Raw genomic sequence first — 15,251 nt, 5'->3', positions numbered from 1 at the left:
TACGGGTTCCCCGCGCAGGTCCGCCACCGGCAACCGGTTCGGCTGTCTAGCGCGCCGCGGGTGACGACATAACCGTTCCGGCGCGCGCATTTCATTCTGACCGCGCGACAAGAAAAAGGCCCGCGTCTTCTGCGCGGGCCTTGAGCATGCCTGAACGCCTGTCACCCATCCTGCGGCAGCAGGCTGCCCTGGGTCAGCAGCGCGGCGAACTCCTCCGCCGGCAGCGGCTTGGCGATCAAATAGCCCTGGACGAAATCGCAGCCTTCCTGCTCCAGGAACTGCCATTGCTCCATCGTCTCCACCCCTTCCGCCACTACCTGCATGTTCAGGTTCTTGGCCATATTGATGATGGCGCGGGCGATGGCGCTGTCGTCGGCGTCCTGCGGGATGTCGCGCACAAAGGAGCGGTCGATCTTCAGCTTGTCCGCCTTGAAGCGCTTGAGGTAGGACAGGCTGGAGTAGCCGGTGCCGAAGTCGTCGATGGACAGCCGCAGCCCCATGCTCTTCATGGTGTCTATCGCCTGGATCGTGGCCTGCGCGTCCTCCATGATGACGCTCTCGGTCACTTCGATGTCCAGGGCGTGGCCAGGCAGATCATGCGACAACAAGGCCTGCTGCACCTGTTCGGCCAAGTCGGGCTGGCGGAACTGCAAGGCCGACAGGTTGATGGCCAGGGTCACCTCCGGCAAGCCGGCCTGGCGCCACGCCACCATCTGCCGCGTGGCCTCGGCGATCACCCAATTGCCGATCTGCACGATGAAGCCGCGCTCCTCGGCCACCTGGATGAAGCGCACCGGGCCGAGCAGGCCCAGCGACGGGTGGTTCCAGCGGATCAGCGCTTCGGCGCCGATGATGCAGCCGGTTTTCATGTCTACTTGCGGCTGATAGTGCAGCACGAACTCGTCGCGCTCCAGCGCGAAGCGCAGCTGGCTCTCGATGGCCAGGATCTCGCGGGCGCGGGCGTTCAGGTCGGCGGTGTAGAACTTGTAGCTGTTGCGGCCGGAGGATTTGGCGTGGTACATCGCCGCGTCGGCGTTGCGGACCAGGGTTTCGTAGTCGCGGCCGTCGTCCGGGTAGACGCTGATGCCGATGGACGGCGTGATGGTGATCACGTGGTTGTGCAGCTCGATCGGGCTGGCGAACACCTCGCGCACCCGCTCCGCCGCCAGCGCCGCCTCGCCTGGATCGGAAATCAGGGGCAAGAGGATGATGAATTCGTCGCCGCCCTGGCGCGCCAGCATCTCGCCCGGCGCCAGCACCGAGCGGATGCGGTCCGCCGCCACCTGCAGCAGGGTATCGCCGGCCGAGTGGCCCAGCGACTCGTTGACGGTCTTGAAGCGGTCCAGGTCCAGCAGCAGCAGGGCCAGCCGCTGGTTGTCGCGCACCGCGTTGTGAATGGCCAGCTCCACCCGGTCCTGCATGTGCACGCGGTTGGGCAGGCTGGTCAGCACGTCGAAGTGGGCCAGGAACTGGATGCGGTCGTCGGCGGCCTTGCGCTCGGTCAGGTCGCTGAAAATCGCCACATAGTGGGTGATCTCGCCCAGACTGTTGCGCACCGCGTTGATCGCAAGCCACTCCGGATAAACCTCGCCGTTCTTGCGGCGGTTCCACAACTCGCCCTGCCATGAGCCCTGCTCGGAAATGGACTGCCACATCTGCTCGTAGAACGGCTCGTCATGGCGGCCGGAGGACAGAATGCTGGTCTTCTGCCCCAGCACTTCGTGCTGGGTATAGCCGGTGATTTCGGTGAAGGCGCGGTTGACGCTGCGGATGCGCTTGTCGGCATCGGTGATCATGATGCCTTCTACGGTGTTCTCGAACACCTTGGCGGCCAAGCGCATCGGCCGCAGGAAACGCGAGTGCAGGATGCTCATGATCAGCATGATGGACAGCACCAGCTGCGCCGCCAGAATCGTCAGGATGTTCTTGACCTGATTGCTCAACGCGATGGCCAGATTCTCGTTGTCGAATTCCATCGTCACCTGGCCGATGGCCTCGCCGCGATAGATCACCGGCTTTTCCACGTAGGACACGCTGCCTATGCGGCGCTCGCTGTGCACCGCCGACAGAAACACCTGGTTGGATTGGGTGTCGGTGACGCGGATGGAGATCACGCGCGGGTCTTCCATCACCGACGCGATCAAGGGATTGCCTGCCTGGCGGCTGAGGTTCCACAGCGGCTCCTGCATCCCCAGCGCGACGATGTCGAGCAGACGGCGCTGGTCGGTGTCCAGCTGCGCGGTCAGATTGTCTTTCTGGATGTTGAAACTGAGATAGCTGATGATGGAGGCAGGGATCAGCAAGCCGAGTATCACGGCGATGAGAAACACGTCCCTCAGATTCAGGCCAGTGCTGGCAGTGGTTTTATCGTCTGCTTGTTGAGCCATGTCGCGCTAGTCTTTGCTTCGCCGAAGTGTTGGAGTTCGTGCCCGGAGTAGATTTTATATGTGCAATCAGCAGTATACACCGGCGTCGGCCGGCATTTCCTCTATATATCCACAAGTCATCTGCAATTGTCATTTTCACGCATGAGAGCGCCAATACCGCTTGAGATAAAAGAGCGGCGCATTGCCTTGCCGGGCCCGCAGGGCCTAAAATCCACGACACTTTATTGACAACGCGTTCAGGATTCACACCATGCCGCAGTCACGTTATGAAAAGATTATCTCCGCCCGCTGGATCATCACCGTGGAAACGGATGGCGAAATCCTGGAAAACCACGCGCTGGCGATCAAGGATGGCAGGATTGCCGCCATTCTGCCAGCGGCCGACGCCGCCGCGCTGGAAGCCGACGAACGGCTGGACCTGCCCGACCACGTGCTGATGCCCGGCCTGGTCAACCTGCACGGCCACTCCGCCATGACGCTGCTGCGCGGCCTGGCCGACGACAAGGCGCTGATGGACTGGCTGCAAAACCACATCTGGCCGGCCGAAGGCAAGCACGTGCGCGACGATTTCGTGTTCGACGGCGCGCTGCTAGCCATGGGCGAAATGATCCGCGGCGGCACCACCACCATCAACGACATGTATTTCTACAACGCCGCGATGGCGCGCGCCGGCCTGGCTTCCGGCATGCGCACCTTCGTCGGCTGTTCCATCCTGGAATTTCCCACCAACTACGCCACCAACGCCGACGATTACATCGCCAAGGGCATGGCCGAGCGCAGCCAGTTCCTGGGCGAAGAGCTGGTGACCTTCACCCTGGCACCGCACGCGCCCTATACCGTATCGGACGACACTTTCCGCAAGGTTGTGACGCTGGCCGAGCAGGAAGACATGCTAATCCACTGCCACATCCACGAAACCGCCGACGAGGTGAACAACAGCGTCAAGGAGCACGGCCAACGCCCGCTGGCTCGCCTGCAGCAGCTGGGCATGCTGTCGCCGCGGCTGGTGGCCGCGCACATGGTGCATCTGAACGACGCCGAAATCGAGCTGGCGGCGAAATACGGCGTGTCCACCGCCCACAATCCGGCCTCGAATATGAAGCTGGCCTCCGGCATCGCGCCCATCGGCAAGATGCTGGACGCCGGCATCGCCGTGGGCATCGGCACCGACGGCGCCGCCTCCAACAACAAGCTGGACATGCTGGCGGAAACCCGCCTGGCCGCACTGCTGGCCAAGGTGGGCACGCTGGACCCGACCACCGTGCCAGCCGCCGCCGCCATCCGCATGGCCACGCTTAACGGCGCGCGCGCGCTGGGCATCGCCGACAAGACCGGCTCGGTCAAGGTGGGCAAGGATGCCGACCTGATCGCCATCGATCTGTCCGAACTGGAAACCGCGCCGGCCTTCGACCCGATCTCGCACGTGGTGTACGCCGCAGGCCGCGAGCAAGTCAGCCACGTCTGGGTCAAGGGGCGCGCGCTGATGGCCGGCCGCAAGCTGAAGACGCTGGACGAGGCCACTCTGAAAGCCCGCGCCGACGACTGGCGCAACCGCATCCTGGCAAAGTAAAAGCATGAGCAACGTAGACGAACTCGAAATCGACAAATTCAGCCAGCTGGCGCACAAATGGTGGGACAAGGACAGCGAATTCAAGCCGCTGCACGAAATCAACCCGCTGCGTCTGGATTACATCGACCGCCACGCCTCCCTCGCCGGCAAGAAGGTGCTGGACGTGGGCTGCGGCGGCGGCATCCTGGCCGAGAGCATGGCGCTAAAAGGTGCCCAGGTGACCGGCATCGACCTGGCCAAAAAATCGCTGAAGGTCGCCCAGCTACACAGCCTGGAATCCGGCGTGCCCATCGATTACCGCTGCGTGCCGGTGGAAGAGCTGGCGGCGGAGATGCCGGCCAGCTTCGACGTGGTCACCTGCATGGAAATGCTGGAGCACGTGCCGGACCCGCAAAGCGTGGTGCGCGCCTGCGCCACGCTGGTGAAGCCGGGCGGCTGGGTGTTCTTCTCCACGCTGAACCGCAACGCCAAGGCCTATATGCTCGCCGTCGTCGGCGCGGAGTATGTGCTGAACATGCTGCCGCGCGGCACCCATGAATATGCCCGCTTCATCAAACCGTCCGAACTGGGACGCATGGCGCGGCACGCCGGGCTGAATCTGCACGGTCTCAGCGGCATGGGCTACAACCCGCTCACCCGCATCTACGCCTTGAACGACGATACCGACGTCAACTATCTGATGGCCACCCGCCGCTCGGCGGAGTAAGCCCCCCGCGCGCCGCTCCCGCAGTCTTGGGCGGCGCGCATCCCCCTAAGCGCAAGCACTCCGCCCTTCCGCGCTCTTGGCGACAGATAATTCCACGTCTGACTGTCAACAGAAACACAAAACATGCGTTTTAATCGTCTGATTGATATCATGGCCGCCCTCTCTGAAGCAGATGCATGATAATGCGCCGCCGCTGGGTTGCGTCGTTAGGCTAGGCGCCCCGCGCCGGATACAAACCGGCAAACCGACAGGATATTGCCGGACAATCTGGCATCATCATGCCTTACAATACGAACGAGAACGATAACATTCCATTCCGGAGATGACGCATGACATTCAAGGCCAACGACCTGTTGACCGAACAGATCGCCCAATATCTCGGCAGACAGATCATCCAAGGCGAGATGAAACCGGGGGAACGGATACAGGAGCTGCGCATCGCATCCGAGCTGGAAGTCAGCCGCGGCTCGGTGCGCGAGGCCTTGCTGATTCTGCAGCGCCGCCACCTGGTAGACATTTTTCCGCGCCGCGGCGCGGTGGTGGCCAGCATCAGCGCGCGCGACGTGCGCGACTTCTTTGATCTATGGTTTCTGCTGCTGGAGCGAGTGGTGCAAAATCTGGCCGCCGGCTGGCAGAACGACGACCTGGCGCGCTTCATCGAGCTGATGGCGCAGCTGGAAGAAGCCAAACGCCGCGATGACCTGCAAGCCTTCTACGATTACGGCATCGAATTCCTGTCCGCGCTGTACCGCCATGCCGACAACCGTTACCTGACCGACACCCTGAACGACATGCTGCCGCTGACCCAGCGCTGCCTGTACGCCATTCTGCGCGCTGGCCAGAGCCAGATGGAGCGCACCCACCTGTTCCTGGAAAGCCTGCTGAAAACCTTGATCGCGCGCGATACCGCGCGACTGAAGCAAATGGTGGCCGATTTCGGCCGCGATTACAGCCAGCTGGCGCAAAGCGCGGCCGAGGCCTTGGAGGGCCGAGGCTGAGCATGCCAGGCGCTTGCCGAGGCATGGAATGGCAAGGGCTGCCCCAGGCAGCCCTTTGCTTTTGCCCATCGCTGGCCATCACGGCAATGGCCAGCGGCGCTGCCCGTTTTCGTCGTACAGGATTTCCGTCAGCGCCATGCCATTCAGTTCCAGCCGGATGAAGCCGTTCAGCACCCGCTGCGGGTACCGGCTGTCGTCGGCCGAGCGCGTTTCCGCCCATGCCACCTGCGGCTTGCCGTCCAGAATGCTGGCCGGGCCATAGGGAATGGCGCCATGGCCGACGCAGCGGCCCAGCATGCCGTTGCGCGGCTGATAGCAGATCACATTGTGCAGATGTCCCCAGTACCAGTAGTCCGGCGCCCGCCCCAAGGCCGCGGTCACTTCGTCGTACAGCGGGGTGGTCGCCGAACCGTCTATCGAATAGCCCTGGTGGTGCGACAGCAGCATGATCTTGCCCTGCCAGCCGGAGGCAGTGGCCTTCAGCCAAGCCGCCTGCGCGTCGCCCAAGGCGCCGTCCATATACAACTTGTACTTGTCCGACCAATAGGCGGTATCCAGGCCAAGAATCAGCCAATTGGAGTTGCGCAAGCTGAAATAACTGGTGCCTTGCTGCAGCGGGAAGCGCAGCCCCAGCTCCTGGAAATAGCCAAACGCACCGCTGTACATCTCATGGTTGGAGTTCAGCGTGAATTGCCCGCGTCCGCCGGCCGGCCAGTTGGCGAAGTCGCGGCTCTCATCCGGACTAGCGCCGGCGTAATAGACATCCCCCAGGTGGATAGTGTAATCGGTCGGCTGCTTGGCCATCGCCGCCGCCACCTTGCCGGCGATATAGTCGCCGCTGCCCCAATCCCCGGCGATATTGAAGCTGACCTGATCAGGCAGGGTCAGCGCCGCCGGCTGGCTCGCCCACGGCGCGCGGTTCGCCAAGTGCTCGAACCAGGCCACCAGCGACTCGCCCCACAGCGGGTCCAGCAGCTCCCACTTGCGGCAGCCCAGCAGCGTGCCGTCATCCATCACCCGGGTGGGCAGTTCGGCCTCGGTAGTGGGCAGCGGCTTGCCGTCCAGCACGCCCTCAAGGATGGACAGGCCATGGGCAAACTCCCACGGAATGCCGGCCGAAGAGGTGGAGCCGCTATTGATCACCTCCCACACCTGATCATGCGCCTGCTGCAAGCGCGCCAGCATCTGCCGCTTCTGCTGCAGATTCTGTTCGGTCGCCGCCAGATCGCTCTCAATCCTGCTCTTCCAGTCCGCAAACACATCCATCGTCCGCCTCCTTGTTTCGTCGCCGCTGATTTACAGCGTCTTCATGTACTCAATCAGCGCCCATTTATCGCTGTCGCTCAGATGAACGCCGTATTCATGCCCGGTGTTGTGATTGCCCGGCAAGCGCGTGTCGAACTGGAAGTAACCGCCGCCCTTGCTGTCCGGCCCGCCGCTGAGAAAACCCACATTGCGGGTGTCGAACACGCTGGAGCCGCGATAGAACATCTTGGGCCGCTTGTCCGATGGCTGCAGCAGATCCCACAAGGTCGGCACCGAACCGTTGTGCAGATAGGGCGAGCGCAGCCAGATGCCATCGGTGGGCGTATTGCTGTAGCTCTGCGTCTTCCGATAGGCGCCAAAGTCGAACGGCGGTTTCTTGAACTGATGGAATTTGTCCACCAGGCCGACGGTGAAGGAGTTGACGCGGTAAGGATCGGTGCCCAGCTCATCCAGCCCCACCGTCACTTGGCCGGTGTCGGCTTTGCCAAAATCATGGCACTGGGCGCAGTTCTGCCCCCACAGCGTGCGCCCGCGCGCCACCCGCACCTGATCGAGACCGCCGAACGGCCACTTGGGCGGCTCATGCGTCAGCAGCCAGTCGGTCACGCGCTGGAATTCGGCCGGCAGCACCGACTGCGGCGTCGCGCCCACGGCCATGGCCGCGGCATAGTTGCGTTCGTGGATGTCGTTGTTATTTCCGTCCCAGTGCAGGTACATTGATTCGCGCGGCTTCTGGTTCCAGATTTGCGGCAAGTCCACCGTGCCTATGGTGGAGTCGTCCGGGAAGCCGAAGATCGCCATCTTGGTGGGATTGAAGGTGTCGGTGCGCCCCGGCCCCTGCAGCGGCCGCAGCTTTTGCCAGGCGTACTGTTTCTCCTGCTTGAGAAAAGCCTGCTGGGTGGCCGGCACGATCAGGAAACGGTAGAACAGTTTTTCGATAGGCCCCAGATCGTAATGCTGCTCGATGGCGTCCATCACCTTGGGCTTGAAGTCCGGATCGCTGGCGCAGTCGTAGAGGAACCACTGGAACGACTCCAGATCCAGCAGCGCCGCCGGCGCGGTGGGCACCGGCACCGGCACGTCATCCGCGCTCTTGCGGTACTGGCCGGTATGGCACAGGGCGCAATTGGGCTCCACCGACGGGTAACCTATCTGCCGCTTGGCCAGGCCTATCGGCAAATCATGTCCGCCTTCATAGATGAAGCCGAACGCCTGCCAGCCCGTCCCCATTCTCGGCATGCGTTGCGCGCACACCTTCGGCAGCACCGAAAACACATACAAGGGGATGCGGGCATCAGCCCCCAGGCCGATGGCGGCATATTTGAAATGCTCGACATCGGACTGGATGGGCGGCTGCGGCACCTCTCGCAGCAGATTGGCCCAAGCCTCGTAGCCGACGAAAGCCAACACCAGCACCGCGGCGATGGCGATCTTGCGGCGGGCGCCGGAAAAACACTTGGCCGCGCAGCGCCACAAGCCGCACAAACCGGCGCGGATCAGCGGCCATGGGCGCTGGTCCGGCAGGCCGATGTACAACAAGGCGCCCAGGATGACGAACATCGCGGCGTCGGAATACAGCAGCGGCTTGAAGGCGTCCGGATAGCCCGAGGTCTGGATCAGGTAGATCCAGAACACCACCGCGATCAGCCGGGACAGCACGCACAGCCAGGCATACACCGGATAGCGCGTGGCGCAGACGCCGGCCGGCGCATAGAACAGGCTGATCCCCACCAGCAGCATGCCGGCGTTTTGCAGCCAAGGGTAAACCGCCTGGCTTGGCAGGCCGAAGCTACTGTTCAGGAAGTCCGGCCAGAACAGCGCCGGTATCGCGAATACCATGTTCATGGCGATGCCAATCCAGATGAAACGCTGGAACCAGCGCACGCCACACTCCGCGCAACGAGTCTTGTCCATGAAGATGTCCTTGTGAAGACGGTGTCGAATGGTCAGTCGCGGCCGGGACCTGACAGCGGCCCCGGCGCTTCCGCCTCAGCCGCCTGCGGTCTTGTCCAGATGCGCGACGATGGCCGGATAGACATCGGCCGCTGCATCCTTGCCGAACATGCAGTCGATGTGGCCGTAGCCCGGCACCACCAGCCGGCTGTAGCGCTCCGGCCCATAGCGCTGCACCAATTTTTCGTAGGTGCGCTGGGTACTCTCCGGCAGGTAGCACTCGTTATGTTCGCCGCTGATGAACAGAATGGGCAGCTGCAACCGGTCGAAGTGCGGCATGTAGAGGTCGTCGCCGTCGAAGGACACCAGCCGCCCCTCGCGGCACATCCGCGCCAGATGCTCCATGGTGCGCATGTTCGCCACGCCGAACAGTTCGTGCAGATTGTCGTGCAGCGTCTCGTTCAGGGTTTCATGGCGGTACAGCGATGCGTACATGAAGGTGATGCGGTGGCAGACCGGGTTGTTGCAATAGCCCTGCGCCTCCGCCAGCGCGTAACCCTTCAACGCGGTGTCGTACAATTTTTCGAACCAGTTGGAGTCCGACGCGGTGTAGGCGGTCAACGACGACACGCCCAGCTTGTCCAGCACCGTCGGCAGGTGCAGGCCGGTCTTAACCTGGGTGGCGGTCGGCACCACGATGTCGGCGGCGATCTGCGAGCACACCACCGATCTCACGCCCTCCAGGCCGGCCAGCATGGACATGAAGAAGGTGGTGGCACCATAGCAGTGCACCACGCACTGCACCTCGGCCGCGCCGGTGGCCTCGCGTATGCGACGGATCGCCGCCGGATAGTCGTAGCGCGCCACCTGGTCGCCGTCCCACTGCTGCTGGCTGGCCGGCAGCAGGATGCTGACGCGGAAGTCCAGCAGCCATACGTCGTAGCCGTGCTGGTACAGGTACTCCAGCAGATTGGTGGAGATGGTGTCGGTGGAGAAGATGTTCGATCCCACGCCCAGGCCGTGCACCAGCATCACCGGGCCCTTGCCGCCGCCGTTGTAGCGGGTGAGCCGCAGGTTGACGCCGTCCTCGGTCGGAAAGAACACCACCTCGGGCGCGCAGACGTTGAGCGGGCGCTTCTTGCGCGGCGGCGCGTCCGGATTGAAGTAGACATTGGGCGCCAGCACGCCGCCGTAGCTCTCCCACAGCACGCCGGCGAAGTACTCGCCGAAGCGGGCAAGCTGCTTCAGCCGCTCGGCTTCGTTCTCCACATTGAGCACCTTCATCGTGGTCATCTGCCGCGCGAAGTCGGCCGGCTCGATGTGCAGCACGCCGCTGCCTACCACCTCGCCGCCCTCGTCCACGCCCCGGTACACCGTCACGTACAGCGTGCTGGTATCGGCCCAGACCTGGAGCGGACCGTGGTCGCTGGGCACCGACTTGAACGCGCTGAAGAAATACTCGACGCCATCCTCCGCCGTCAGCCGCATCTTGTAGTTCATGTGGCGCTCGCCCACCTGTTGCGGATACGCCTCGAACAGATTGAACACGCCGTGGGTCACCGTCAGCGGCAACGGCGACAGCGCCGGCGCATTCAGCGTGCCGACAATGGTGGCGGGATGGCTGGGATCGGCAATCAGCCTGTCCAGATCGTCCGAGGCCACGGTGACGGTGAAGCCCATCGCCGAGCCTGCGTCCTTGCCGGCCTGATACGCCGCCTGGTAGGCCGCCAGATCGGTGCCGGCCGGCTGGCGGTGGGCGGTGGAGAAGAAGCCCTTCATCGTCTCGGTGAATTCGATGCCGGGTTTGGCGGGCGACTGGCGCCGGCGCGGCGCCGACGGCAAGGCATAGTCTATGGTCCAGCCGCGATCGGCCGCCAACAAGGCCATCGCGCGCTCGCTGACCGCGGAGATGGTGAGCAAGGGATTGACCGCCAATGAGGTGGGGATCACGGAGCCATCGGTGACGTACAGTCCGGGATACACTGCGTCGCCGGCGGCGCCGCTGAACACCTGGCCCTTGTGGTTGACCACGCCCTGGCCCGCATCCTCGCCCATCACGCAGCCGCCCAGCGGGTGCACGGTGATCAGGCTGTGGCGGAACAGGTCGGTCCAGATCGGGTTGCGCACGTAGATGCCGCCCAGCGCGCGGGTCGCCTCCAACAGCCGCGCGTTGCCGATCTCGAAATTGGGCTGCTCGCCCACGCCCGGCCATTCCAGCTTCAGCTGTCCATGCTCGTCCAGCGCCATCACGCCGGCACCGTCGTCGTGGCTCATGATCAGATACGTCTGCAGCCGATTCATCGCGCCGTGATAGGGCCCGCGCAAGGCGCTTTCCGCCTCTCGCGCAACGTATTTGAGCTTGGCCAGCGGCCCGCTCTCCGCCGCTTGCCCCAGCTCCGCCGATGCCGCCGCCATCGCCGGCACCATGGCCCCGCCTATCGCGCCCGGAACGGAGCCCTCCTCTATCACCATGCGCTTGCGCCAGTCGGTCTCGTCGCGCATGTCGATGATGGAGGTAATACAGGGCCCCACTGGACCGATGTCCTTGCCCGAATGACTGCCGAAGCCGATGCCGTTGATTTTGTCGTCGTTGTTGTAGCCGAAGCCGAGGATATCGCCGTTGCCGCTCATGTGCTTGCCGAGCTCGCCGGACAGCGCGAGGCCTTGATCGCGCGAACGCAGCAGGATCTCGGTGGAACCCAGGGTGCCGGCGGACAGGATGACGATGTCGGCCTTGACGAACAGCGTCGGCGCATCGAATTGTTCCCGGCCGGTGCCCACGTACTGGTAATGCACGATCCAGCCGTCGCCGTCGCGCTGCAGATAGCGCACCGAGGCCTGGCAGAAGATTTCCGCGCCATGATTGCAGGCGTCGGGCAGATAGTTCATCAGCGTGGTGTTCTTGGCCTTGTTGTTGCAGCCGGAAACGCAGTCGCCGCAGTAGTTGCAAGGCTGTTGCTCCACGCCGACGTGATTGAGATTGTCCGGCAGCGGCTCGAAAGTGACGTTGATCGGCGGCCGATAAAAGCTGTGCTTGGCCTTGAGCCGTTCCGAGGATTTCTGATTGGCCTGCAGCTTGGGCAAGGGCGGAGCCGTGTCCGGATAGGGATTGGGCCGCAGCATCTCCTGCGCCCGCGCGAAGCCGTCTTTCAGCAGGGTGTCGGCGTGCTCCCGCACCTTGCGCGGCCAACGCGGATCTTCGAATACCTGCGGCTCCGGCTGCAGCGAGACATTGGCGTTGATCAGCGAGGTGCCGCCCAGGCCGCATCCCACCATCACGTTCTGCTGCGGATTGACGTGCAGATCATACAGGCCGGTGCGCGAGCCGAGATGGCCGTCCGGATGGTGCACCTGGAATTCCGGCGTGGCTTCGGCCAGCGTGGCCGGGTATTCGCCGGGAACGATCTCGCGCCCGCGCTCCAGCAGACAGACGCTGCGGCCCGCCCGCGCCATGCGGGAAGCGGCAATGCCGCCGCCGTAGCCGGAACCGATCACCACGACTTCGTAATGCTCTTTGATCTCGCTGATGGGGGTGGAGATGCGCGCCATTCTCGTGCTCCTGTATCGGATAGGATTTCAGGCCACGAATACCATGCAGAAGGCGCGGCGCAGTCAGGCTGCGGGCGCGAGGCCGGCCAGGCCGGCGCTGTTATTGATTTGAGCGTTTGAACATGCGCTAAACGCTTTTCATCAGGTCTAGATCAAAAAAATAACATTATCAATGATAAATGATTATAGCTGATCATAAAGACATTCCGCTTCTGCAAATGACAAAGCCGGAAGCAAACGCTTCCGGCCAGATAATCCACATGCTCGGCGTCTCACGAATGCGCTGAGTCAGCGGCGCAGGTACTCGACAAAGGCGTAAGCCAGACCGTTGGCGCCCACTGCCGGCTCGCGCGCGGTCTCGCGCCAGTCAGCGGCGGAAAACGCCGGAAAATGCGCGTCGCCGTCGAAAGCCTGGCCGATTTCGGTCAGGCACAGCTTGTCGGCGATGGGCAGCGCCTGGCGGTACAACTCGGCGCCGCCGATCAGGCAGGCCTCGTCCACCGCGCCGGCCAAGGCCAGCGCATCCTCCAGGGAATGGGCCACTTCCGCGCCGTCCGCGCGCCAGTCCGCCTGCCGCGTCACCACGATATTGCGGCGCCCCGGCAGCGGCCGGCCTATCGAATCCCAGGTCTTGCGGCCCATGATCACCGGCTTGCCCAAGGTCGCCGCCTTGAAATGCTTCAGGTCTTCCGGCAGATGCCAGGGCAGCGTGTTGTTGATGCCTATGGTGCGGTTGGCGGCCATCGCCGCCACCAGCGTCAGCATCGGTTTGCTTGCCTCGCTCATACCGCCACCGGCGCCTTGATGTGCGGATGCGGATCATAGCCTTCCAGCGCGAAGTCCTCGAACGTGAAGGCGAACAGGTCTTTGACTGCCGGATTCAGCTTCATGGTCGGCAGCGGGCGCGGCTCGCGCGTCAATTGCAGCCTGGCCTGTTCCAGATGGTTGCTGTACAGGTGGGCGTCGCCCAAGGTGTGGACAAAATCGCCGGGCTGCAAGCCGCAGACCTGCGCCACCATCATGGTCAGCAAGGCATAGCTGGCGATGTTGAACGGCACGCCGAGGAAAATATCGGCCGAGCGCTGATAAAGCTGGCAGGACAGCTTGCCGTCGGCGACGTAAAACTGAAACAGGCTGTGGCACGGGGGCAGCGCCATCTGGTCCACCAGCGCCGGATTCCACGCCGATACGATCAGCCGGCGCGAGTCCGGATTCTTCTTGATCATGTCCAAGAGCTGGCTGATCTGGTCTATGCTGCGGCCATCCGGAGCCGGCCAGCTGCGCCATTGATAGCCGTACACCGGGCCAAGGTCGCCGTTCTCGTCGGCCCACTCGTCCCAGATCGATACGCCGTTTTCCTTCAGATAACGGATATTAGTGTCGCCGGACAGGAACCACAGCAGCTCATGGATGATCGATTTCAGATGCAGCTTCTTGGTGGTGACCAGCGGAAAGCCGTCCTGCAGATTGAAACGCATCTGGTAGCCGAACACCGAACGGGTGCCGGTGCCGGTGCGGTCGGCCTTGTCATGGCCGTGTTCCAGCACATGGCGCATCAGGTCGAGGTACTGTTGCATGTCGATGTTCCCCACTCCGCCAAGGCGGCAAAACCAAAGGCCCAGATTGTAACACTGGCCGGAGCGGCCCGGCATACGCTAACATTCATTTTAAAATCAAGACAAAAGCATTATTAAAGCAAAACTGAAACGAGCCCATGGCAGAAGACTCAGACCTCGAACGCACCGAACCCGCGTCAGCCAAACGACTGTCAACGGCTCGAGAAGACGGCAATATTCCCCGATCGCGGGAATTGTCGACGTTCGCCATCACCATGGCCGGCGTTTCCCTGCTGATGGTGCTGGGCGGCAAGATGGCCGTATTCCTGCGCGAAACCATGCGGCAGCTGCTCACCTTCAATCAAAGCACCGTGCAGAACACCGAGCCGGCGCTGCGTCAATTCAAGGAAGCGATCTTCGGCGCGCTGTGGCAATTGGCGCCGTTTTTCGGCGGGCTGGTGCTGGTAGCTCTGTTCATCCCCACCCTGGTGGGCGGCTGGAATCTCACCACCAAGGCGCTGGAGCCGAATTTCGGCAAGCTCAATCCCCTGCCCGGCGTCAAGCGCCTCTTTTCGCTGAATGCCGCCACCGAGGGCCTGAAAGCCATTCTGAAAAGCCTGCTGATCGGCGGCATCGCCACCTGGTACATCTGGAAAGAGCGGGATGAGATCATCGGTCTGATCGCCATGCCGCTGGAAGCCGCCATCCTGAAGATGACCGACATGATCATCCACACTTTCTTCATCGTCACCGCGGCGATGATACTGCTGGTGGCGATCGACGTTCCCTATCAACTGTGGAGCTACTACAAGAAACTCAGGATGACCAAGGAAGAGGTCAAGCAGGAATATAAGGAGGTGGAAGGCTCGCCGGAAGTGAAGGGCCGCATCCGCCAGATGCAGCGCGAAGCCGCGCGCAAGCGCATGATGCAGGAAGTGCCCAAGGCCAATGTCATCGTCACCAACCCGACCCACTTCGCGGTGGCGCTGAAGTACGAAGACGGCATGCGCGCGCCGCAGGTGGTGGCCAAGGGCTCGCTGAAGCTGGCGGAGAAGATCATAGACACCGGCAAGGACAGCCGGGTGCCGGTGATGCGCTCGCCGCGCTTTGCCCGGGCGCTGTATTTCAATGCCGAACTGGGCGAAGACATCCCGGCCGCGCTGTACGCGGCGGCGGCCCAGGTGCTGGCCTATGTGTTCCAGCTGCAGCAATACCAATCAGTCGGCGGCGCGGCTCCGGTGTTCCCTGACCAGTTGGATGTGCCCGAGGAGCTTGACCCGTACAGCAAACGTCCGCAAGATTCGGCGCCAGAAGAAAGCCGATAAG

At 63.0% G+C, this 15,251-nt stretch carries 10 protein-coding genes; 4 read left to right on the top strand and 6 right to left on the bottom strand.

Going from position 1 to position 15,251, the window contains the following annotated elements; genetic code table 11:
- Window positions 1–161 precede the first annotated feature (161 nt).
- Window positions 162–2,387, bottom strand: coding sequence for a putative bifunctional diguanylate cyclase/phosphodiesterase (locus BI343_RS10630; protein WP_071109669.1), 2,226 nt, complete (start codon window positions 2,385–2,387; stop codon window positions 162–164).
- Window positions 2,388–2,637: 250 nt separating this feature from the next.
- Between BI343_RS10630 and BI343_RS10625 the strand changes: the two genes are divergently transcribed.
- The 3 genes from BI343_RS10625 (at window position 2,638) to BI343_RS10615 (ending at window position 5,661) form a co-directional block, all read left to right on the top strand.
- Window positions 2,638–3,957: a TRZ/ATZ family hydrolase gene (locus BI343_RS10625; protein WP_071109668.1), complete on the top strand. Its 1,320-nt coding sequence runs from the start codon at window positions 2,638–2,640 to the stop codon at window positions 3,955–3,957.
- Window positions 3,958–3,961: 4 nt separating this feature from the next.
- On the top strand, window positions 3,962–4,663 hold the full coding sequence (gene ubiG, locus BI343_RS10620; RefSeq protein ID WP_071109667.1) for a bifunctional 2-polyprenyl-6-hydroxyphenol methylase/3-demethylubiquinol 3-O-methyltransferase UbiG: 702 nt from the start codon (window positions 3,962–3,964) through the stop codon (window positions 4,661–4,663).
- A 329-nt stretch (window positions 4,664–4,992) separates the two neighbouring features.
- Window positions 4,993–5,661, top strand: a complete 669-nt coding sequence (locus BI343_RS10615; protein ID WP_071109666.1) for a GntR family transcriptional regulator — start codon at window positions 4,993–4,995, stop codon at window positions 5,659–5,661.
- A gap of 78 nt (window positions 5,662–5,739) precedes the next feature.
- Here BI343_RS10615 and BI343_RS10610 read toward each other — a convergent pair whose 3' ends face one another.
- From BI343_RS10610 to BI343_RS10590, 5 genes are all read right to left on the bottom strand, one after another.
- Window positions 5,740–6,927 carry a metallophosphoesterase family protein gene (locus BI343_RS10610; protein WP_071109665.1) on the bottom strand — a complete coding sequence of 396 codons (1,188 nt, stop codon included), beginning with the start codon at window positions 6,925–6,927 and terminating at the stop codon, window positions 5,740–5,742.
- 30 nt (window positions 6,928–6,957) lie between these two features.
- Complete coding sequence (locus BI343_RS10605; protein ID WP_071109664.1) at window positions 6,958–8,841, bottom strand: c-type cytochrome; 1,884 nt, start codon at window positions 8,839–8,841, stop codon at window positions 6,958–6,960.
- Between the two features lie 75 nt (window positions 8,842–8,916).
- The gene (locus BI343_RS10600) at window positions 8,917–12,369 is read right to left on the bottom strand and encodes an alpha/beta fold hydrolase (protein WP_071109663.1); all 3,453 of its coding nucleotides are present in this window, start codon (window positions 12,367–12,369) and stop codon (window positions 8,917–8,919) included.
- 288 nt (window positions 12,370–12,657) lie between these two features.
- Complete coding sequence (locus BI343_RS10595; protein WP_071109662.1) at window positions 12,658–13,155, bottom strand: dihydrofolate reductase; 498 nt, start codon at window positions 13,153–13,155, stop codon at window positions 12,658–12,660.
- Entirely contained in the window at window positions 13,152–13,946 is a 795-nt protein-coding gene (locus tag BI343_RS10590) for a thymidylate synthase (protein ID WP_043623692.1), read from the bottom strand. Before BI343_RS10590 ends, BI343_RS10595 begins: the two co-directional genes overlap by 4 nt.
- Window positions 13,947–14,083: 137 nt before the next feature.
- Here BI343_RS10590 and flhB point away from each other — a divergent pair, with 137 nt between their 5' ends.
- Window positions 14,084–15,250, top strand: coding sequence for a flagellar biosynthesis protein FlhB (gene flhB, locus BI343_RS10585; protein WP_071109661.1), 1,167 nt, complete (start codon window positions 14,084–14,086; stop codon window positions 15,248–15,250).
- The last annotated feature ends 1 nt before the right edge of the window (window position 15,251 follow it).

This window comes from Chromobacterium amazonense, from assembly GCF_001855565.1.
GTDB classification, from domain to species: Bacteria; Pseudomonadota; Gammaproteobacteria; order Burkholderiales; family Chromobacteriaceae; genus Chromobacterium; species Chromobacterium amazonense.
The sequence above is the reverse complement of the archived record's forward strand: the minus strand, read 5'-3'. Positions and strand labels throughout refer to the sequence as shown.